General features: G+C 65.8%; 16 protein-coding genes. 6 read left to right on the top strand and 10 right to left on the bottom strand.

Annotation, left to right across the window (positions count from 1 at the left end; genetic code table 11):
• Positions 1–13: 13 nt before the first annotated feature.
• Both BTH42_RS13665 and BTH42_RS13670 read right to left on the bottom strand, forming a co-directional pair.
• Positions 14–2,524: a glucose/quinate/shikimate family membrane-bound PQQ-dependent dehydrogenase gene (locus BTH42_RS13665; RefSeq protein WP_075300080.1), complete on the bottom strand. Its 2,511-nt coding sequence runs from the start codon at positions 2,522–2,524 to the stop codon at positions 14–16.
• A 516-nt stretch (positions 2,525–3,040) separates the two neighbouring features.
• A complete protein-coding gene (locus BTH42_RS13670; protein WP_075300082.1) occupies positions 3,041–3,904 on the bottom strand; it encodes a LysR substrate-binding domain-containing protein in 864 nt (287 codons plus the stop codon).
• 97 nt (positions 3,905–4,001) lie between these two features.
• Between BTH42_RS13670 and BTH42_RS13675 the strand changes: the two genes are divergently transcribed.
• Positions 4,002–4,865, top strand: a complete 864-nt coding sequence (locus tag BTH42_RS13675; protein WP_075300084.1) for an alpha/beta fold hydrolase — start codon at positions 4,002–4,004, stop codon at positions 4,863–4,865.
• Between the two features lie 14 nt (positions 4,866–4,879).
• Here the strand turns inward: BTH42_RS13675 and BTH42_RS13680 are convergent, their stop codons facing one another.
• Positions 4,880–5,863 carry an aldo/keto reductase gene (locus BTH42_RS13680; protein ID WP_075300086.1) on the bottom strand — a complete coding sequence of 328 codons (984 nt, stop codon included), beginning with the start codon at positions 5,861–5,863 and terminating at the stop codon, positions 4,880–4,882.
• Positions 5,864–5,874: 11 nt separating this feature from the next.
• Entirely contained in the window at positions 5,875–6,288 is a 414-nt protein-coding gene (locus BTH42_RS13685; protein ID WP_075300088.1) for a cupin domain-containing protein, read from the bottom strand.
• Positions 6,289–6,385: 97 nt separating this feature from the next.
• On the opposite strand from BTH42_RS13685, the gene BTH42_RS13690 reads away from it, so the two are divergent.
• Positions 6,386–7,279 (top strand): LysR family transcriptional regulator, encoded by an 894-nt coding sequence (locus BTH42_RS13690; RefSeq protein WP_075300090.1) that lies wholly within the window; start codon positions 6,386–6,388, stop codon positions 7,277–7,279.
• A gap of 58 nt (positions 7,280–7,337) precedes the next feature.
• On the opposite strand, the gene BTH42_RS13695 is transcribed toward BTH42_RS13690, so the two are convergent.
• A complete protein-coding gene (locus BTH42_RS13695; RefSeq protein ID WP_075300092.1) occupies positions 7,338–7,832 on the bottom strand; it encodes a GNAT family N-acetyltransferase in 495 nt (164 codons plus the stop codon).
• 333 nt (positions 7,833–8,165) lie between these two features.
• Between BTH42_RS13695 and BTH42_RS13700 the strand changes: the two genes are divergently transcribed.
• Together BTH42_RS13700 and BTH42_RS13705 are read left to right on the top strand one after the other, a co-directional pair.
• On the top strand, positions 8,166–10,601 hold the full coding sequence (locus tag BTH42_RS13700) for a membrane-bound PQQ-dependent dehydrogenase, glucose/quinate/shikimate family (protein WP_075300094.1): 2,436 nt from the start codon (positions 8,166–8,168) through the stop codon (positions 10,599–10,601).
• A gap of 221 nt (positions 10,602–10,822) precedes the next feature.
• On the top strand, positions 10,823–11,890 hold the full coding sequence (locus BTH42_RS13705; protein WP_083654790.1) for a porin: 1,068 nt from the start codon (positions 10,823–10,825) through the stop codon (positions 11,888–11,890).
• Between the two features lie 172 nt (positions 11,891–12,062).
• On the opposite strand, the gene BTH42_RS13710 is transcribed toward BTH42_RS13705, so the two are convergent.
• The 4 genes from BTH42_RS13710 to BTH42_RS13725 all read right to left on the bottom strand — a co-directional run bounded on the left by BTH42_RS13710 (position 12,063) and on the right by BTH42_RS13725 (position 16,299).
• The gene (locus tag BTH42_RS13710; RefSeq protein ID WP_075300096.1) at positions 12,063–12,944 is read right to left on the bottom strand and encodes an IclR family transcriptional regulator; all 882 of its coding nucleotides are present in this window, start codon (positions 12,942–12,944) and stop codon (positions 12,063–12,065) included.
• Positions 12,945–13,061: 117 nt separating this feature from the next.
• Complete coding sequence (locus BTH42_RS13715; RefSeq protein ID WP_075300098.1) at positions 13,062–13,895, bottom strand: sugar phosphate isomerase/epimerase; 834 nt, start codon at positions 13,893–13,895, stop codon at positions 13,062–13,064.
• A 45-nt stretch (positions 13,896–13,940) separates the two neighbouring features.
• Complete coding sequence (locus tag BTH42_RS13720; protein ID WP_075300100.1) at positions 13,941–14,552, bottom strand: NIPSNAP family protein; 612 nt, start codon at positions 14,550–14,552, stop codon at positions 13,941–13,943.
• Entirely contained in the window at positions 14,539–16,299 is a 1,761-nt protein-coding gene (locus tag BTH42_RS13725) for an FAD-dependent oxidoreductase (protein ID WP_075300102.1), read from the bottom strand. Before BTH42_RS13725 ends, BTH42_RS13720 begins: the two co-directional genes overlap by 14 nt.
• A 114-nt stretch (positions 16,300–16,413) precedes the next feature.
• Here BTH42_RS13725 and BTH42_RS13730 point away from each other — a divergent pair, with 114 nt between their 5' ends.
• Positions 16,414–17,322, top strand: coding sequence for an NAD(P)-dependent oxidoreductase (locus tag BTH42_RS13730; RefSeq protein WP_075300104.1), 909 nt, complete (start codon positions 16,414–16,416; stop codon positions 17,320–17,322).
• Between the two features lie 32 nt (positions 17,323–17,354).
• On the opposite strand, the gene BTH42_RS13735 is transcribed toward BTH42_RS13730, so the two are convergent.
• Positions 17,355–18,410 carry a Gfo/Idh/MocA family protein gene (locus tag BTH42_RS13735; RefSeq protein WP_075300106.1) on the bottom strand — a complete coding sequence of 352 codons (1,056 nt, stop codon included), beginning with the start codon at positions 18,408–18,410 and terminating at the stop codon, positions 17,355–17,357.
• 171 nt (positions 18,411–18,581) lie between these two features.
• Here BTH42_RS13735 and BTH42_RS13740 point away from each other — a divergent pair, with 171 nt between their 5' ends.
• Positions 18,582–19,892, top strand: coding sequence for an ABC transporter substrate-binding protein (locus BTH42_RS13740; protein ID WP_075300108.1), 1,311 nt, complete (start codon positions 18,582–18,584; stop codon positions 19,890–19,892).
• Positions 19,893–19,937: the final 45 nt, after the last annotated feature.

The raw sequence follows: 19,937 nt of genomic DNA on the forward strand, positions 1-19,937 counted from the left end.
CCCACTACCCCAGTTACTTCTCCGGCAACGCATAAGCAATCACGTAATCGCCGAGCTTGGTCCCAAACGAGCCGTGACCGCCGGCGGCAATCACCACAAACTGCCGCCCGTTGACCGAATAGCTCATCGGCGTGGCCTGACCGCCGGCAGGCAGACGCGCCTGCCACAACAACTGGCCGTTGTTCACGTCGAAGCCGCGAATGTAGTTATCGGCGGTCGCGCCGATAAACGCGACGCCGCCCGCCGTGATGATCGGGCCGCCGAGCATCGGCATCCCCATCCTGAACGGCAGCGGCAGCGGCGAGCTGTCCCGCACCGTGCCGATCCGCTGTTTCCACACAATCTGATTGGTGCGCAGATCGACCGCCGAAATGAAGCCCCACGCCGGCTGCTTGCACGGCAGGCCGAACGGCGACAGGAACGGATTCAGCGTGACGCCGAACGGCACCCCGTATTGCGGCTGAATCCCCGTTTCGGTGCCCGAACCTTTCGCGCCCGGTTCCGGTTCGAGCGGATTGCCCGGGCCGCGCGGCACCAGCCGCGACACGAACGGCAGCGCGATCGGATTGGCGATCGCGATCTGCCGGTCGGTATCGACCGCGATGCCGCCCCACTCGAACATGCCGAGATTGCCCGGGAACACCAGCGTGCCCTGCTCCGACGGCGGCGTGAACGTGCCTTCATAACGCAGCTTGTGGAACATGATCCGGCACACCAGCTGGTCGTACATCGTCGCGCCCCACATGTCGGCATCGGTGAGGTCCTTCGACGGCCGGAACGTCAGCCCGGAGAACGGCTGGGTCGGCGACACATGATCGCCCGGCGCCGCGCCCTGCGGGACCGGACGCTCGGGCGCCGGCACCACCGGCGCACCCGTGCGGCGGTCGAGCACGAACAGGTTGCCGGTCTTGGCCGGCACGTACACGACCGGCACCGCGTTGCCTTTCGCGTCGGTGATGTCCGCGAGCGTCGGTTGCGCCGGCACGTCCATGTCCCACAGATCGTGGTGCACCGTCTGATAGAACCACGCGAGTTTGCCCGTCGATGCGTGCAGCGCCAGCAGGCCGCTCGCGAAGCGCTCCTGTTCCGGCGTGCGATTGCCGCCCCAGATGTCCGGCGTGGTCACGCCCATCGGCAGATACACGAGATCGAGCTTCGGATCGTACGCGGCCGGCGCCCACGAATTCGGCGACGTCAGCGTGTAGTGACCGCCTTCCGGCGGATTCTGATTCGGGTCTTTCGCGCCCGGGTCGAACACCCACAGCAGCTCGCCGGAGCGCACGTCGAAGCCGCGAATCACGCCGGACGCCTCGCGCGTCGAATAGTTGTCCTCGACCGCGCCCGCGACCACGATCACGTTGTTCGTGATGACCGGCGGCGAAGTCGGCTCGTACATGCCGGGTGTGGTCACCGGCTGGCGATGCTGGAGGTCGAGGTCGCCGTCGTGGGCGAAGCCTTTGCACAGCTCGCCGGTGTCGGCATCGAGCGCGTACAGGTGGCCGTCGTTGACCGGCAGGTAGATGCGGCGCATGCACGACCCGGCGTTCGCGGCGGCCGCGGTGGTCGCAGCGGGCGCCGATGCGGGTTGCTCGGCGGGCGTGGCGGCCGAGGCGGTCTGCTGATCGGGTGCCGCCGCCGATGCCGCCTGCTGATCCGGCGCCGCAGCAGATGCGCCCGACGCATTAGCAGCAGCCGGCTCGCCGCCCGCCGCCGACAGATCGACAAACGACACCCCACGGCACGTCACATGCTGGAACGACGGATCGGGCTTGAGCTTCGGATCGAACTTCCACTTCAGCTTGCCGGTGCGCGCATCCAACGCCCACAGAATCTGGTGCGGCGAACACAGGAACAGCGTCTCGCCGATCTTGATCGGCGTGACTTCGTTGGTGATCTCGACCGGGTCGTTCGGGCCTTTGTTATCGCCGGTGCGGAAGGTCCACGCGACCTGCAGGTCCCGCACGTTGGCGGGCGTGATCTGGGTCAGCGGCGAATAGCGGGTGCCGGCCTGGGTGCGCGCATAGGCGGGCCAGTCGGCGGCGCTGTCGCCGGTCTCGGCGGGACCCGCCGACGCCGCGGCGAAGCTGCCGTTGACCGTCTGCGGATCGTTGAAGTGCGCGTAGACCAGCACGCCGGCCCACACGGCCAACGCGACGACCAGCGAGCCGATGCCGAGCCCGCGCGAGCCCTCCATCCGCCAGCTGACCAGCAGCAGAAGCCACACGCCGAACACGACCAGCACGCCGGAGCGCGGCGCCAGCGCCCAGAAGTCGGAGCCCGACTCCCACAATCCCCACACCGCGGTGGCGATCAGCACGAGCGCATACAGCACCAGCGCGGCAGACTGGCGCTTATGCAGCAACCACGTGACGACCGCGAGCACCAGCCCGGTGATCAGGTAGTACCACGAACCGCCTATCGCAATCAGCCATGCCCCGCCGATCACCAGGTACAACGAAGTGAGCGCGAGGAACACGAGTGAGATGCCGCCGACGACTGCTGACCACCTGGACTGTCTCGACATGATGAACGTCCATCCTTGACAAGAAAAAACGTGAGCGCATCGGTAGCAAAGCGTGAGCCCGGACCGCGCGGCCGATGCCGACCGGCTAATCCGTGCTGCCGTTGCCTGCTGCTTGCCGCCGCCTGCTACAGCTTGTTTGCTACAGCTTGCTAGCGCAAGCGGATGCGACGAAGCGCTGTTGCTCTGCCGACGCAGGCGGATCGCGAACGCTATGCGTCCCGCTTACGTGCTGCAAATAGCGCCATGGGCGTGGCCCGTTGTGTGATCGTTGTATTCTGCGAGACCGGACGTGTCAAGTTTGCCGAGCTTGTGTGTCGGCGTTGTGGAGGGTGGCCGATGAGGTCGTCGAGTGCGGTTTCGACGAGCAATTCCGCTTGCCGAACACGAATGCACCGCGCGGTTCGTAATGAACGCAGCGACTGCGTCACCGCGAATCGTTAGCTTTCCTTTCGATTTTATTCGAGCGCCGGATTGCAGCATCGCGTGCGTATCGAACCGTTTCGAACAGCGTCACGCTCAACGCTGCAACTCGGCCACGATCCGTTCCGCCAGAAAATCGCACGGCGGACGTTTCGACGCCGCACTGCGCGCGAGCACCACTTCGAGACTGCCGATCTCGGGCAAGCCATGCGCCTGCCCCAACAGCGTGAAATGCGACGGCACCGCGCATTTGGCCAGCGGCGTGATCGCGAGCCCGGCTTCGGCCATCGTCAGCAGCCCGAGCAAGCTCGGACTTTCATACGAGGTCCGGTAGCTGATGCGCGCCTGTTCGAGGCTATGGATCGCCTTCTCGCGCGCGACGCTGCCCGGCAGAAACACCGCGATCGGCAGCGGCCGTTCGCGCCAGATCTCGGTCTCGCCGGGCGCGGCGGCCCACACCATCGGCTCGTGACGCAGAAACTCGCCGTGCAGCCCCTTGACCCGCGTCGCGCAGACGAGGTCGACGGTGCCTTCCTTGAGCATCGGTTGCAGCGCGACGCTGGGCAGGCCGATCACCTGGATCTCCACCTTCGGATAGGTGGCCGAGAATTTCTTCAGGATCGGCGGGAACAGCGACGACGCGTAATCGTCCGGCACGCCGATCACCACGCGGCCCGTCACATCGGGGCGCACCACCGCCGCCCACGCTTCGTCGCGCAACGCGAGCATCCGGCGCGCATAGGTCAGCAGCACCTCGCCCTCCTGGGTCGGCACCACGCTGCGCGGGTGGCGGATGAACAGCGTTTTGCCGAGCACCGTCTCCAGCGCGCGGATCTGCATGCTCACCGCCGACTGCGACCGATGCACGAGTTTGGCCGCGCCGCTGATCGTGCCGGCGTCGGCGACGGCGACCATCATCGACAGCACATCGAGGTCTAAGGCTCTGATTTCAGTTGGCATTCTGGTTATCCATCAGAAAACCTGAACGATACCATCAATATTATGCGATTCTCATTGTGGTTGCGGTGCAGCATAGTGTCGAAAAGGAAAACCCACGATGAACGCACGCACCCCGCACTCCACCCTCGCCCTGGCCGGCGCCGACTCCATGCCGTCGTTCGTCACGACCGCTTCGAGCCTCTCGGTGCCCTACGTCGAGTCCGGCCAGGGGGAACCGATGGTGTTCATCCACGGCTCGTTGTGCGACTACCGCTACTGGGACCCGCAGCTTGCATCGCTCGGCGAACAGTTCCACTGCTTCGCGCCGAGTCTCGGCCACTACTGGCCCGAAGCCGATGCGTACGGCCGCGACGAGTTCAGCTGGGAAGCGCACGTCGCCGAAGTCGCCGAGTTCATCGTTGCGCTCGACCTCGCGCCCGTGCACCTGGTCGGCCACTCGCGCGGCGGCTGTGTCGCGTTTCACCTCGCGCGCGAACATCCGCGCCTCGTCAAGACGCTGACGCTGGCCGATCCCGGCGGCCCGCTGCAATCGCCCGTGCAGCACACGCCGGCCACGATGCCGGCGGCCACCAACGCGCTGCGCGCACGCGTCGCGGAACTGGTCCACCAGGGCGAATTCGACACCGGCCTGCAGATGTTCGTCGATTCGGTCAGCATGCCGGGGTTCTGGCAAAAGAGCAGCGACAGCTTCCGCCGCATGGCGCTCGACAACGTGCTGACGCTGCCCAAGCAGTTCTGCGATCCGCTGCCGCCGTACACGCAGGAAGCCGCGCGCGACATCAAGTGCCGCACGCTGCTGATCGACGGTCAGAAAAGCCCGCGCATGTTCCGCAACAACGTCGACAAACTCGAACAATGGATCGAGTTCGCCGAGCGCGAGACGATCACCGGCGCGTCGCACGGGATGAATGTCGCGAATCCCGGCGCGTTCAACCGCGCGCTGAAGGCGTTCGCCGGCTAATACCGCGGGCGGTGTTAGCGATCCACCCGCGCCTGCAAATGCGCGGGATAGCGGTCGCCCTGCACGGTGATGCTCGCCAGCGCGGCTTCGATTTCACGCAGATTGCCGGCGCTCAGTTCGAGCGCGGCGGCGCCGACGTTTTCCGTCAACCGATGCAGTTTCGTCGTGCCCGGAATCGGCGCGATCCACGGCTTCTGCGCGAGCAGCCATGCGAGCGCGACCTGCGCCGGCGTCGCATTCAGCCCGGCGGCGATCTGTTTGAGCACGTCCACCAGCGCCTGATTCGCGTCGCGATTCTCCGCGGAAAAGCGCGGCACGATATTGCGGAAGTCGGTTTTATCGAAGCTCGTGCCGCCGGTAATCGCGCCGGTCAGAAAGCCCTTGCCGAGCGGACTGAACGGTACGAAGCCGATCCCGAGTTCTTCGAGTAGCGGCACAATTTCCGCCTCCGGCTCGCGCCACCACAACGAATATTCGCTCTGCAACGCGGCGACCGGTTGCACCGCATGCGCGCGGCGAATCGACTGCACGCCCGCCTCCGACATCCCGAAGTGCTTGACCTTGCCCTGCGCGATCAGCTCCTTGACCGCGCCGGCGACGTCTTCGATCGGCACGCCGGGATCGACCCGGTGCTGGTACAGCAGATCGATACGATCGGTGCGCAAGCGCTTGAGCGCCGCGTCGGTGACCGCGCGGATGTTGTCCGGCTTGCTGTTCACCCCGCGCTGCACATCGCCGCCTTCGAAGCCGAACTTCGTCGCGATCACGACCTGATCGCGAAACGGCGCCAACGCCTCGCCGAGCAGCGTTTCGTTCTCGCCCTGCGCGTAGGCTTCGGCCGTGTCGAAAAAGGTCACGCCCTGATCGAACGCGCTGCGGATCAGCTTGATCGCGTCCGCCTTATCGGTGGCGGGACCGTAGCCGTAGCTCAGTCCCATGCAGCCGAGACCGAGCGCCGACACTTCCAGTCCACTGTTACCAAGCATGCGTTTCTGCATTTTCGTGCTCCTTATCCGTTAATGGCCGCGCGGGCCTGATATTGCCCGTCCGAGACCTTTTCCATCCAGGTCACCGGACTGCCGTTCTGCGTTTCGGCGATCGCGATATGCGTCATCGCGGTGCTCGCGCTCGCGCCATGCCAGTGCTTTTCGCCGGGCGCGATCCAGACGATATCGCCCGGTCTGATTTCCTCGACCGGTCCGCCTTCACGCTGCACCCAGCCGAGGCCCGCGGTCACCAGCAGGGTCTGGCCGAGCGGATGCGTGTGCCACGCGGTGCGCGCGCCCGGCTCGAATGTCACGGTCGCGCCGCCGGTGCGGGCCGGTTGCTCCGCGGCGAATGGCGCGTCGATTCTGACGACGCCGGTGAAATAGTCGGCAGGCCCCGCCGCCGAGGGCTGCGTGCCGCATTGAATAAGCTTCATCGTTGATCCTCCTCGATAACCCGACTACCAATTTAGCAGCTCGGTTTTATCGGATAAAGCGCTAGAATCGGCATGAAGTTAGAAGAAGGACTTATCAATGGCGCGCTCCGATCTTTCCGACATCACCGCCTTTCTCGCGGTTGCCCGCGACGGCAGCTTCACGAAAGCCGCCGCGAAACTCGGCGTTTCGCAATCGGCGTTGAGCCAGACCGTGCGCAATCTCGAAGCGCGGCTCGGGCTACGGCTGCTGACCCGCACGACGCGCAAGGTCGCGCCGACCCAGGCCGGCGAACGGCTGATCGACGCGGTCGGCCCGCGGCTCGACGAGATCGAGGCCGAACTGGCCGCGCTGAGCGCGTTGCGCGACAAGCCCGCCGGCCTCGTGCGGATCGCCGCCGGCGATCACTCGGCGGAATTGCTGCTGTGGCCGGCGATCGAACGGCTGCTGCCCGATTATCCGGACATCAGGATAGAAATCGTCGTCGATAACGGCCTGACCGACATCGTCGCGCAACGGCTCGATGCCGGGATCCGGCTCGGCGAACAGGTCGCGAAGGATATGGTGGCGGTGCGTATCGGGCCCGATATGCGGATGGCCGTAGTTGGGACGCCTGACTATTTCAGACGCTATCCGAAACCGAAAACGCCGCAGGATCTGACCGCGCACAACTGCATCAACATCCGGCTACCGACCGCCGGCGGACTCTATGCGTGGGAGTTTGCGAAAGGTGGGCGCGAGTTGAAGGTACGCGTCGACGGCCAGCTCGTTTTCAATACCGCGACGATGGCGGTAAAGGCCGCGCTCGCGGGCGCCGGGCTCGCGTTCGTGCCCGAGGAGCGGGTGATGACGTATCTGAGAAGCGGGCAACTGGTGCGGGTGTTGGAGACCTGGTGCGCGCCGTTCACAGGATTTCACCTGTACTACCCGAGCCGGCGCCAGCCGACTCCGGCGTTTGCGGTGGTCGTGAATGCATTGCGACGGGGCGTGTAGGGTTTATTAATTTACCCACTCGCCCGCACGCCCGCACGCCCGCGCGCCCACTCGCCGCTTAAAGCGTCATCACCATTTCATGCCACGCCATCCCGCCGTGGTCGGACTCGGAAGGCCGCACATAGTCATAGCCGAACTTCCTGTACAGCTCGACGTGGCGGTCCTTGCACATCAGGTGAATGGTCGCCTTACCCATCGCGCGCATCTGCTCGATGAACGTCCGCATCAACAGACTCGCGTAGCCTTTGCCCTGCTCGGCGGGATCGAGCACCACCGACATGATCACCACATTGGGCGCGGCCGCATCGTGCCCGACCAGTTCCTTGAACGCCTCGTCCGACATGACGACGTCGTACGCGCAGCCCGAATTGATGAAGCCGACCACTCGGCCGTCGATCTCCATCACCAGAAAACCCTGCGGATACTGCGCGATGCGCGTCGCGATCTTTTCGCGCGTCGCGGCCTCGTCGCCCTCGTAGGCGGAAATTTCGATCTGGTAACAGCGGTCGACATCGGCCGGCTGCGCGTTGCGAAAGTGGATGGCGTTGCTCATAGCTAGTAGTCGGTAAGCGGATTCGAACCCGTAATGATAGGGCACGCGCGACGCCGCGCACTGCCTGTTCACGGCCATCCTCTCCGGCCAATCCATCGAGCCGGATGCGCGGACAACCCGACACCGCCGCAAACCGCAATGCCCTGTTCCGGACGTTATCCGCGATTTTGCTTTAAAATGTACCATTCAGTTAATTAGGCGATCGATCGATCGTTCGCGAATCTTCGGTATTCCATTGAGTCGCCACGCCGCGCGATGCTTGCCGCGACGTGTCCGCGACTCGACCGATGATGCCGTGCATCGAACTCCTCCGTGCACGGGAATGAGGAAACAATGTCAAAACAAACAACAGTTGAAAGGGCGTCCACCGGCGCCCGTATCGGGCTGCTGCTCGCCGGACTCGTGCTCGTGCTGCTGGGCCTGTTCTTCGCGATCGGCGGCGGCATGCTGATCGCGCGCGGCGGCAGTTGGTATTACCTGCCCGCCGGCCTCGCGCTGCTGCTCGCAGGCATTCAACTCGCGCGCCGCCGCTCCAGCGCGTACGTGATCTACACGATTTTCCTGCTTGCCACCGCGCTGTGGTCGTTCTGGGAAGCCGGCTTCGAGTTCTGGCCGCTGACCGCGCGACTCTTCATGTTCACCGTGATCGGCCTGGTGATGACGCCGCTCTTTCCGCTGCTGCGCGGCGGCGAAGGCAAGACGCCGGCGAAGGCGGCGGCCTGGGGCTTCGGCCTCGTGCTGCTGGCCTGTAACGTCGCGTTCGTCTGGGGCATGTTCATTCCTCACGGCCAGTTCGGCACCGAAGGCGTGCCGCCGGTCGCGAGCAGCAACGCGAATAATGCCGGCTCCAACGACTGGACCGCGTACGGCCACTCGGCCGGCGGCGACCGCTTTGCGGGCGCGACGCAGATCACTCGCGACAACGTGAAGAACCTGCAGGTCGCGTGGACCTTCCACACCGGCGACGTGCCGCTCAGCCCGGACGGCGGCGGCTCGGAAGATCAGCTCACGCCTTTGCAGGTCGGCCAGACGCTGTTCCTGTGCACGCCGCACAACACGGTGATCGCCGTCGACGCCGCCAGCGGCGCCGAAAAATGGCGCCACGAATTCCCGACCAAAACGACCGTCTGGGTGCGCTGCCGTGGTCTCGCGTATTTCGATACCGCGAAGCCGCTCGTGCAACCGACGGCCACCGGTTCGACGCCGGTCGCCGCGGCCGACACGCCGGCCGATCCGGCGATCTGCCGCCGGCGCATCTTCATGAACACGATCGATGCGAAGCTGGTCGCACTCGACGCCGATACCGGCAAGCTGTGCGCCGATTTCGGCAAGGACGGCGTGATCGATCTGAAGGACGGTCTCGGCAAGGCGACGAGCCCGCTGTATCAGATGACCTCGGCGCCGACCGTCGCCGGCACCACGGTCGTGGTCGGCGGACGGGTCGCCGATAACGTGTCGCTCGACATGCCCGGCGGCGTGGTCCGCGGCTTCGACGTGATCAGCGGCCGGATGAAGTGGGCGTTCGATCCGGGCAATCCGGCGGACCGCCATGCACCGGCCACCGGCAACACCTTCACGCGCTCGACGCCGAACGTATGGGCGCCGATGTCGTACGATCCGAGCTCGAACATCGTGTTCATGCCGGTCGGCAATGCGGCGATCGACCTGTGGGGCGTGAAACGCACCGCGCTCGACGAATCGTACGGCGCATCGATCCTCGCGCTCGACGCGACGACCGGCGCGGAGAAGTGGCACTTCCAGACCGTGCATCACGATCTTTGGGACTACGACGTACCGATGCAACCGACCCTCGTCGACTTCCCGGTCGGCGACAAGCGGGTTCCGGCGCTGATCGTCGGCACCAAGATGGGTCAGCTGTTCGTGCTCGACCGTCTGACCGGCAAGCCGCTCACCGACGTGATCGAACATCCGGTCAAGACCGCGACGATTCCGAACGAGCCGTATGCGAAGACGCAGCCGCTGTCGGTCGGCATGCCGCAAATCGGCGCCGACGTGCTGAAGGAATCGGACATGTGGGGCATGACGGCGATGGATCAGCTGATGTGCCGGGTGGTCTTCCGCGGGATGCGCTACGACGGTCTGTTCACCGCGCCCGATACCGACCGTTCGCTCAGCTTCCCCGGCTCGCTGGGCGGGATGAACTGGGGCGGGCTGTCCTACGATCCGAACTCGGGGATGGTGTTCTCGAACGACATGCGCCTGGGTCTGTGGGTGCATCTCGTGAAGGAAGCGCAGCGCGGCGGCAGCTCGGACGGCAATGAAGCGGTCAATGCGGGGATGGGCGCGGTGCCGCTCGGCGGCACGCCGTATTCGGTGACCAAGGATCGCTTCTTCTCGCCGATCGGTATTCCGTGCCAGAAGCCGCCGTTCGGCTCGCTGACGGCAATCGATCTGAAGACCCGCAGCATCGCGTGGCAAGTGCCGCTCGGCACGGTGCGCGATAGTCGTCTGCATGGCGTGAAGATGTCGCTGCCGACTCCGGTCGGGATGCCGACCATCGGCGGCTCGCTCGCGACCGGCGGCGGTCTCGTGTTCTTCGCGGCCACGCAGGACTACTACCTGCGCGCGTTCGACAGCGCGACCGGCAAGGAAGTGTGGAAGGCCCGTCTGCCGGTCGGCAGCCAGGGCACGCCGATCAGCTATGTGGTCGACGGCAAGCAGTACATCGTGATCTCGGCCGGCGGTGCGCGGCAATCGCCGGATCGCGGCGACTATGTGATCGCGTTTGCGTTGCCCGATAGCAAATAAGCGGGTATTGGAGCGGATGCGGCATTAAGCATTAACCGCCGCGTTCCCCCGCAGCACGAAACGAAGCCGGTGGCGCGAGCCGCCGGCTTTTGTTTAAGTGCGATGCATTCGACGCACCTCAATTCCACTTCGCCTCGTCCCCGCTTCCTCATCTGCTTGCTCGCGGCACGACTCCGTGCAAAGCCATCGCAGGCCGTAAGTTCGACACCCATCGCTTCAGCATGAATCACTCGTTTCGGGCAGCCCAACCGCTCATCAAATCGCGCCACCTCGCGCGGCCAGGCTTCGCCGTCATCGCCGCGCTGCTCGCGATTCACACGCCCACCGCCCACGCACAAAGCAGCGTCACGCTATACGGCGCGATCGACACCAGCGTCGAAATCACCAACCCCGGCGCCGGTGCTGTCGTGCGGATGGACTCGGGCGCGTATCGCGGCTCGCGCTTCGGCGTGCGCGGCGCCGAGGATATCGGCAACGGCGTGAAAATCCTGTTCGATCTCGAGAACGGTTTCAATTCGACGGACGGCGGCTTCGCGGTCGCGAACACGATGTTCAACCGCCAGGCGTGGATCGGCGTGGGCTCGCGCTACGGCACGTTGCGCATGGGCCGCCAGTACTCGCCGATCTACATTCCGTTCAAAGGCCAGCTCGATGCGTTCGGCGCGGGCACGCTCGCGTCGGGTCTCGACAATCTGTCGAAGATCACGCCGTATTTCAGCAACGCGGTGAGCTACCTGTCGCCGGAGATACACGGCTTCTCGACCACGGTGATGACCTCGCTGCGCGATGCGAGCGACGGCGACGGCAACGGCCTCGCCGGTCACGTCGAAACCTTCGCGTGGCACGACGGACCGCTGCGCGTGTCGTACGCGCATCAACAGACGCACGGCAGCGGCGCGTTGCGCGCGAATCTCGGCGGCGTGTCGTACGCATTCGGCCCGCTGACCGGCTTTCTGTCGTATTTCAATGGCGATGGCGGCACGCCGCGCTATCACAACGACGGCGTATCGGTTTCGGCACGCTATGCGGTCAATCGCGCGTTGCGCGTGTCGCTCGGATACACGTATCTGCGCGACCGCTCGGGCGGCGACAACGACGCCGACCAGTACAGCGCCGCGTGCGAATACGATCTGTCGAAAAGTCTGCTGCTCTATGCGAGCGCGGGATGGCTGCACAATCGCGGCGCGGCGACGTTCACTCTCAAGGGCGTCAACGTTACGGGGCTGACGCCTTCTTGGCCGGGCGCGTCGGTGCGAGGGGTGCAGTTCGGGATGATCGAACGTTTTTGAGCGGCGGCTGCAGTGCGATTCGCGCATGAACGTGAGAACCGCGCGAGCGTCTGAAGCGCAAATGGAAAGCGGGCCGTCACGCGCACGCGGCGGCCCGCTTTCCACCAAAACCCAAGGATCCCGCAACAACTCTCGGCGACCGCACCGGCCGCCGAGAGCGTCCAGCGTCCCGTCAGACTCGAACCGACGAACGAGTGCGCCGCTTCGCCGGCGCCGTGGACGCCGAAGCAGTCACCGCCTCCTCCGCAGTCGCCACCCCCACCGCCTCAGACGACCGCTTGAACAACGGCGAACTCAGCGTCGCGGCCCCCATATCCGCCGCCGCGCTCAGCAGCGACGGCGCCAACTCCTTCAGCCGCGCTTCCGGCAACCGGCTGGTCGGCCCCGCCAGACTGACGATCCCGACCACGTCGCCGGTCACCGGATTCCTCACCGGCGCCGCGATCGACGTCATCCCCGCTTCGTAGGTCTCGATCGCCATCCCATAGCCGCGTTCGCGCGCGCCGCTTAAATCCTTCATGAACTGCTGGATGGTTTTCGGCGCGCGCGGCGCGCTCACCGATTTCGGCGCGAGCCCGCCCTGCTTCGACACCAGTTCGATCGCCCGTTCGTCCGGCAGTGTGGACAGCCACGCCTGGCCGCTCGCGGTGCAATGCAGCGGCGGCTGGCTGCCCATGTCCGGGTCGTAGCGCAGCCCCGACTTCGCGCCCTGCGCCTTGCCGACGAAGGTCAAATGATCGCCCTCGACCACGCCGAGCCGCGCCAGCTCGCCCGACGACTCCGCCAGCCGGTCGAGCACCGGCTGCGAAATATCGGACACGCCGCTGGTCGACAGATAGATCAGCCCGAGCGACACCAGCTTCAGCGCCAGCATGTACTCGCCGTGATCCTCGTCCTGGCGCACGAAGCCTTCGTCGATCAGCATCGCCAGCAGACGATGCGTGCCGCTGCGCGGAATGTTCAGCGTGTCCGCGATCTCCGCAAGCTGCATGCGGCCGCCATTTTTCGCCAACAGTTCGAGTACCGCCAGCGCCCGCTCCAGATTGCCTGCCATAGCTTTAATCTCATTCAAAACAGTCGAGACGCAAATGAGAACATGATTCCAGTGTGGAATTCAAGCGAAATCGTCTGCGCGGGCGGCCGTCGGAGGGCCCCCTCTAAAGCGGCGCGCTCAAGCGGTGACGCGGGCCTGTTCGAGCACCGCCAGCGTCGCTTCGCGCAGACGGCGCGCGCGCTGCACCGCGCTCGCGGTTTTCGCCCACTCCTCGTTCGGCACTTCGACGCTGACCGGCAGATGATCCGGCAGCGCGCGCAGGATGCCGACCAGATCGAGGCCGCCTTCGCCCGGCGTCATCCGCGCGCAGCGCGCCTGGTACAGCAGCGTGTCGAGATCGCTCGGACGCTCGGCCGGCGCGTCGCAGAACTGCACATAGCCGAAGTACTCGCGCGGCAGCGCGCGCAGTTCGTCGAGCGACGAGCCGGCGCGGTCGAAGTGAATCGGATCAATGATCAGCCCGGTGTTCTGCTTGCCGCTCGCCTTCACGATGCGCGCGCCTTCGGTGATGTTCTTCACGTCGGTCCACGGCATCGGTTCGAGCGACGGCGTCAGCCCGAGCGGCGCGGCCAGATCGCACAGCTGACCGAGCCGGTCGACGGTACGCGCCGCATCGGGATCGTTACCGGCAACCAGGATGTAGCGCGCGCCGAGTTCGGCGGCGGTTTCGAGCATCGGCTTGTACGCGTTCACGTCGGTATCCGGCTTCAAACGCAGGATCTCCGCGTCGAGCACGCGCATCCCGGTGTCTTTCAGCACCGCGAGCGTTTCGCGCTTCAGCGCGGTATCGCCGACGATTTCATGGCGCACTTCGTGATCGGTCGCGGGCAGCAGGCGCAGGCCGACGTAGTCGTAGCCCGCGTCGACCGCGCACCGCACCATCTGCGGCGGCGACAGTTCGAGTACGGTCAGCGCCGACAACGACAGCGCGCGCGCATTGGTCTGATTCATGATCTCTCCTGGTAGCGGTTCGTTTCGTATTGCATCCGGGCTCGCTCAGCGCAGCGGCGAGAACGGCGCGGGCACGTAGATCGTCGATTCCATCGTGGTCAGATGCGCGGGTCCGCCCTTCGGCGGCCAGATGCCGTCCTTCACCGCTTCCGCGCGAATCCGCGAACGTTCGTCGACACTCGCATACGGCCAGATATTCAGAAAGCGCGGCACGGTGCCGTCGAGCGAATACATCGCGCCGACCAGCGGCGAGCGCTGCGTGCGCTCCGGCACCGCCTTTTCCCATGCATCGATCGTATGCTGAAGGCTCGCGAGTTTGGTGCCGTACACGCGCATTTCATAGATCCCGCCATGCACGGCCGGTTCGATCGGCGGCAGGAACGGAAACAGCGCGTAGCTTTCGACCTTCACGTCATCGATCAACTCGCCGCAGCCGAACGGATTGCCTTCGAGCAGCAGGCGCTTGCGCTCGTTCACGAGCGCCGCTTCCGATTCGAAGCCGCGCAGCACCATCACCTTGCCGAGCGCGCCGATATCCGAATACCAGCAGCCGAGCAGCGTCGTGCCGGGTTGCGCGTCGCTCGTCTTGATACGCTCGAATACCTGCGCATTCGCGCCGATCTTCACCGTCAGTGTGACCGTGTCATACAGTGTCATTGCATTGTCCCTCGATGTGAATGGAAGCAGCGGCGCGCGATACGTCACGCGCATCGGGCGCGGCGCCGGCCAGAGAAAGTCCCGCGAGATAGCCGAAGGTCATCGCGGGGCCGAGTGTGATGCCGCCGCTCGGGTAGCAGCCGCCCATCATGCTGGCGCTGTCGTTGCCGACCGCGTAGAGGCCGGCGATAGGTTGGTTGTTATCGTCGAGCACGCGGGCGTGTGCGTCGGTGGCCAGTCCCGCGAATGTGCCGAGACTGCCCGGCAACAGTTTGACCGCGTAAAAAGGGCCCTTTTCGAGCGGTGCGACGCATGGGTTCGGCTGGTGAGACGCGTCGCCCTGCACGCGGTTATACGGTGTCGAGCCGCGGTGAAACTGCGGGTCGAGCCCGTGTTGCGCGTGCCGGTTGTACGCGGATACCGTGTCCGTCAGACCCGCCGCGTCGATCCCGCACGCGGCCGCGAGTTCGGCGAGCGTCGCGCCTTTTTTCAGGTAGCCGGAGCGCACATAGGCGGACACCGGAAACGGAAACGGCTTCGAAAAACCGAGCCCGTAGCGGCGCTGAAAATCGTGATCGCAGATCAGCCACGCACAGACTTCTTCGCCCGCGCGCGTCACGCCGAACAGCGCGGACATGAAGTCGTAGTAAGACGATGCTTCGTTGACGAAGCGCTGCCCCGCGCGCGTCACCGCAATCACGCCGGGCTTGCCGCGCTCGATCAGATGCGGAAACGCAACCGCGCCGCCGCGCTGCGGCACCAGCGACACCGGCGCCCACGCGGCCGGTGCCTTCAGCGTCGCATCGAAGCGACCGCCGGCCGCTTCGCCGAGGCGGATGCCGTCGCCGGTATTCGAACGCGGCGCGGCGGACCAATGTTCGCGGCCGGACGGCGTGTATGCGAAGGTGCGGGCGCGCCGCTCGACGTCATGCGGAAAGCCGCCGCACGCGAGCACGACACCGCGCGCCGCGCGCACCTGATGCACAATGCCGTCGATTTCGACTCGCGCGCCACTCACGCGGCCATGCTCGCGCAGCAGTTCCAGCGCCTTCGCGTTGGTGCGCAAATCGACCTGCCGATCCAATGCGGACTTCAACAGCCGCGCGACCAGCGCGTTGCCGTTCACCAGTTGCATCGAACGTCCGTAGCGCAGTTTCTGCCATGCGAACACCGCGAGCCGGCGCGTCACGTAAAGCGCGGACTTCGGCGCGCGGGTCGCGCGAAAGAAATGCGCGAGGTCCGGGCCCGAGGCCAGCGCGAGGCCCTTAAGCGTGGTGATCGACAACGGCTCGCGCAATTTGTCGATCAGCGGGCCGAGTTCGCGGCCATCGAACGGCATCGCGCAGACCGAGCGGCCGCCGGTCGCCGCGCCGGGCGACGTATGAAAATCGGGAATCCGGTTGCCATCGATGAAACGCATGGCAGTGTTGCGCTCGAAGAACTCGATCATCCGCGGACCGTGTTCGAGCAGTGCATCCGCCTTGCTCTCATCGAACTGCGCTCCAAGCTCGCTTTGCAGGTACGTGCGCGGCGCTTCGATGTCCTCACGGATACCGGCGCGCGTCGCCAGCGGGTTGCGCGGAATCCACATCCAGCCGCCCGACCACGCGCTCGTGCCGCCGAACACCGCTTCTTTCTCCGCGACGAACACGCGCAAGCCTTGCGCGGCCGCGGTCACCGCCGCGGCCAGTCCGCCGGCGCCTGAACCCAGCACCAGCACATCGCATTCGAGAATCGCTTCACTCATCTCCACCGTGTTCTTCCAAGGTATCGCAGTTGTTATGGAATGAATTTATTTTGTTGAATACTATTCCACAATAGGGCATCTTGCAAAGACTTTATGACGACAAGGAGGAGTGACATGCGAGTACTGGTAACGGGCGGCAGCGGTTTTCTGGGTGCGTGGATCATGCGGCGGCTGCTCGCGCGCGGCATCGATTGCGTCGCGTTCGATCTGCACGCGAAGCCGCAACTGCTGGCCGCGCTTGCGCCCGAGCGCGCGGCGACGGTTCAGTGGCGCAGCGGCGACATCGCGCAGGCCGTCGACGTGGCGAACGCGCTACAAGGCTGCGACGCGGTGATTCACCTGGCCGGCATCCTGACGCCCGATTGCGCGGCCAATCCGGTGCGCGGTGCGCAGATCAATCTGCTCGGCACGCTGAACGTGTTCGATGCGGCCCGCGCGGCCGGTCTGCCGCGCGTGCTGTACGCGAGCAGCGCCGGCGTGTTCGGCCCCGCCGATGGCGCGACGCCGTTTCCGCAAACCCACTACGGCGCGTTCAAGCTCGCGTGCGAAGGCTCGGCGCGCGCGTACTGGAACGACCACGGGATCGCCAGCGTCGGCTTCCGGCCGCTGGTCGTGTACGGCGCGGGCCGCGAAACCGGTTCGAGCGCGGGGCCGAGCCTCGCGTGCCGCGCGGCCGCGCGCAACGAGCGCTACACGATGCCGTTCAGCGGCTCGACCGGCTTCGTGTTCGCCGACGACGTCGCCGCCGCGTATGAAGCCGCGTTGCTGCGCGACATCGAAGGCGCGCACGCGTTCACGCTCGCCGGCCAGATCGCTTCGGTAACCGAAGTAATCGACACGCTCGCGACGCTCGTGCCGGGTTCGCGCATCGACGCGAGCGGCGCGCCGCTGCCGATCGCGACCGCCTTTCCGCACGATCCCGAACTGGCGCGACTGCTGCCCGGTCTGCCGCGGACTTCGCTCGAAGAAGGACTGCGGCAGACGGTGGCGTTCTATCGCAACGCCACCGCCGCCGTGCAATAGCCGCGCAATAGCGGTATAAGCGCCGCGCCCGCTCAGCCCCCCGCGCCGTCCACCGGCGCGGGCGCGACCGGCTCGCGCGCCGCCGCCGCGCGCTTGACCGCGAGCGTCGCGGCGAGCGTGCGCGCGGCGTCGTCGACCGAACACAGCGGCGTTTCCTCACGCGCGATCACCGCCGCGAAGTGGCGCAACTGCTCGTGATACGGATCGGCCGCGTGCGGCGTGCTGCGCTCGACGGTCAGCGGCTCATGCCAGCCCTTGTTCGCGCGGTACTCCCACACGTCCAGTTGCGGCAGCGTCAGCGACGCATCGGTGCCGATCAGGTAATGCGTGTTCACCTGCTGACGCGGATAGTGCGCGGCTTCTCCCGCCGCCAGATCCCAGTTCCAAGGCGACGCCGCACAGTCGGATACGGCCAGCGTGCCGAGCGCACCGTTGGCGAAGCGCAACACCACGGCGGCGGTGTCTTCCACCTCGAAGCCGCGCACCGCATTCGAACTCAGCGCCTGCACCTCGACGATCTCGCCGAGCAGAAACCGCATGATGTCGATGTCGTGAATCAGGTTGATCAGCACCGGTCCGCCGCCCGCGCGACGGCGCCATTCGACGTCGAAATACGCGTCGGGCTTGTAGAACGTCGCCAGCGCGTTGGCCGCGACCGGCGTGCCGAGCCGCCCCGACTGCACGATCTCTCGCGCGCGCCGCAGGATCGGGTTATGGCGCCGGTGATGGCCGACCAGCAGCGGCACGCCCGCTTCCCGCGCGGCGCGGCTCAGGCGTCGCGCTTCGTCGATGTCGTCAGTCACCGGCTTCTCGATCAGCGCCGGCACGCCGCGCGCGATGCACGCGAGCCCCACGTCGACGTGCGTCGCATTCGGCGTCGCGACGATCGCGCCTTCCGGGCGCACTTCATCGAGCAGCGCCTGATAGTCGGCGAACCAGCGCAGCCCTTCGGCGCGCGCGAATTCCTGCGCCGCCGGCGACGGGTCCGCGATCGCGACCACCTCCACCTGCGGATGCAGCCGCGCCCGCTCCACATGCATGCGCCCGATCGCGCCCGCGCCGATTACAGCCAAACGTCTGCGTGCCATCAACTCTTCTCCTTGGGATCAATTGCTTCGTTGAACACATCGTTTCGATTCATTCCAGGTGAATACCCGGATACTCCGAAACCAGTTTTAATTGTTGAATGCTATTCCAATTAAGACACGAGTTCACGAAGTTTTTCGAATTCACCTGCCGACCGGCGCGGAGACAGACAGATGAAAGACCAACCCAAGCAAACCGAAACCATCCACGACACCACCCACGACACCGCGCCCGGCGCAACCACCGGCGGCGGCATCACGCGCCGCGCGTGGCTCGCCACCGCGGGCAAGACGCTCGCGAGCGGCGCGGCGGTGCTGGCCGCGCCGGCGATCGTGCGCGCGCAAGGCGAGCAGCCGCTCAAACTCGGCCTGCTGATGGCCAAACAGGGCGTGTGGACCGAACAGGGTGAAGTGATCGCCAACGGCGTAAAGCTCGCGCTCGACGACGCGAACAACCAGGCGCGCGGCCGCCGCCTCGAGCTGGTCTGGTACGACGAACCGAATCCGCAGTCGGCGCAGCAGAACATGCAGAAGCTGGTCGAGCAGGACAAGGTGATCGCGGTGATCGGCGGCACCAACAGCGGCACGTCGCTGGCGATGTCGTCGGTCGCGAATCGCACGAAGACGCCGTATATCGCGCCGAACGCCGCTGCGCGCGAGCTGACCGGCAGCAGCTGCAATCCGTACACGTTCCGCGTGCTGAGCCCGACGCCGGTCACCTGCCGCGCGCTCGCGCCGTCGCTGCTGGCGATCGGCAAGAAGTGGCACTTCCTCGTCGCGAACTACGCGTATGGACAGGACATCCAGCGTTCGATGTCCGAGCTGCTGAAGCAGTCGGGCGGCACGATGACCGGCGCCGATGTGACGCCGCTGAACACCACCGACTTCAGCTCGTTCATCCTGAAGATCCGCCAGTCGAAGCCGGATGTCGTGCTGCTCGGTCTGCCGGGCGGCGACCTGTCGACCTTCCTCAAGCAGTACGCGGAAATGGGCATGAAGGACAAGATTCCGGTCGCCTGTCCGATCATCGGCGACTCCGATCTGTGGTCGATCAGCGCGGACGCGGCCACCGGCTACTACGGCAAGCCGTGGCACTTCAGCGCGCCGGGTCATTCGCCGGAAGAGATCGCGTTCATCAAGAAGTACACCGCGAAGTACGGCAAACCGCCGGCCGACAAGGCATGGATCGGGTGGTTTACGACCCGCGCGCTGCTCGCCGGCGTCAACCAGGCGAAGAGCACATCGGGCCAGGACATCGTGCAGAGCCTGGAGACCGTGCAGTTCGGCGACAGCAGCGGCCCCGCGTACTTCCGGCCGTGGGATCACCAGATGCTGCGGCGCTGGACCGTGTTCAAGGTGAAGGACCACATCGCCGACAAATGGGACTGGCTCGATCAGGTGTCGGCTGTGCCGCAAAACCCGGCCGAACTCGACAAGCTGTACGGCTCGAAGCAGGAGATCGGCTGCACGATGGCGGCGCGCTGACGCACTGACGCGCAGTGACGCGATCACGCCGCCGCTGCGCCCACG

The organism is Burkholderia sp. SRS-W-2-2016, from assembly GCF_001931485.1.
Taxonomy (GTDB): Bacteria; Pseudomonadota; Gammaproteobacteria; order Burkholderiales; family Burkholderiaceae; genus Paraburkholderia.

Excerpts from the sequence above, each read along its gene's own strand:
- BTH42_RS13665 (WP_075300080.1), bottom strand. The coding sequence starts at position 2,524 with ATGTCGAGACAGTCCAGGTGGTCAGCAGTCGTCGGCGGCATCTCACTC.
- BTH42_RS13670 (WP_075300082.1), bottom strand. The coding sequence starts at position 3,904 with ATGCCAACTGAAATCAGAGCCTTAGACCTCGATGTGCTGTCGATGATG.
- BTH42_RS13675 (WP_075300084.1), top strand. The coding sequence starts at position 4,002 with ATGAACGCACGCACCCCGCACTCCACCCTCGCCCTGGCCGGCGCCGAC.
- BTH42_RS13680 (WP_075300086.1), bottom strand. The coding sequence starts at position 5,863 with ATGCAGAAACGCATGCTTGGTAACAGTGGACTGGAAGTGTCGGCGCTC.
- BTH42_RS13685 (WP_075300088.1), bottom strand. The coding sequence starts at position 6,288 with ATGAAGCTTATTCAATGCGGCACGCAGCCCTCGGCGGCGGGGCCTGCC.
- BTH42_RS13690 (WP_075300090.1), top strand. The coding sequence starts at position 6,386 with ATGGCGCGCTCCGATCTTTCCGACATCACCGCCTTTCTCGCGGTTGCC.
- BTH42_RS13695 (WP_075300092.1), bottom strand. The coding sequence starts at position 7,832 with ATGAGCAACGCCATCCACTTTCGCAACGCGCAGCCGGCCGATGTCGAC.
- BTH42_RS13700 (WP_075300094.1), top strand. The coding sequence starts at position 8,166 with ATGTCAAAACAAACAACAGTTGAAAGGGCGTCCACCGGCGCCCGTATC.
- BTH42_RS13705 (WP_083654790.1), top strand. The coding sequence starts at position 10,823 with ATGAATCACTCGTTTCGGGCAGCCCAACCGCTCATCAAATCGCGCCAC.
- BTH42_RS13710 (WP_075300096.1), bottom strand. The coding sequence starts at position 12,944 with ATGGCAGGCAATCTGGAGCGGGCGCTGGCGGTACTCGAACTGTTGGCG.
- BTH42_RS13715 (WP_075300098.1), bottom strand. The coding sequence starts at position 13,895 with ATGAATCAGACCAATGCGCGCGCGCTGTCGTTGTCGGCGCTGACCGTA.
- BTH42_RS13720 (WP_075300100.1), bottom strand. The coding sequence starts at position 14,552 with ATGACACTGTATGACACGGTCACACTGACGGTGAAGATCGGCGCGAAT.
- BTH42_RS13725 (WP_075300102.1), bottom strand. The coding sequence starts at position 16,299 with ATGAGTGAAGCGATTCTCGAATGCGATGTGCTGGTGCTGGGTTCAGGC.
- BTH42_RS13730 (WP_075300104.1), top strand. The coding sequence starts at position 16,414 with ATGCGAGTACTGGTAACGGGCGGCAGCGGTTTTCTGGGTGCGTGGATC.
- BTH42_RS13735 (WP_075300106.1), bottom strand. The coding sequence starts at position 18,410 with ATGGCACGCAGACGTTTGGCTGTAATCGGCGCGGGCGCGATCGGGCGC.
- BTH42_RS13740 (WP_075300108.1), top strand. The coding sequence starts at position 18,582 with ATGAAAGACCAACCCAAGCAAACCGAAACCATCCACGACACCACCCAC.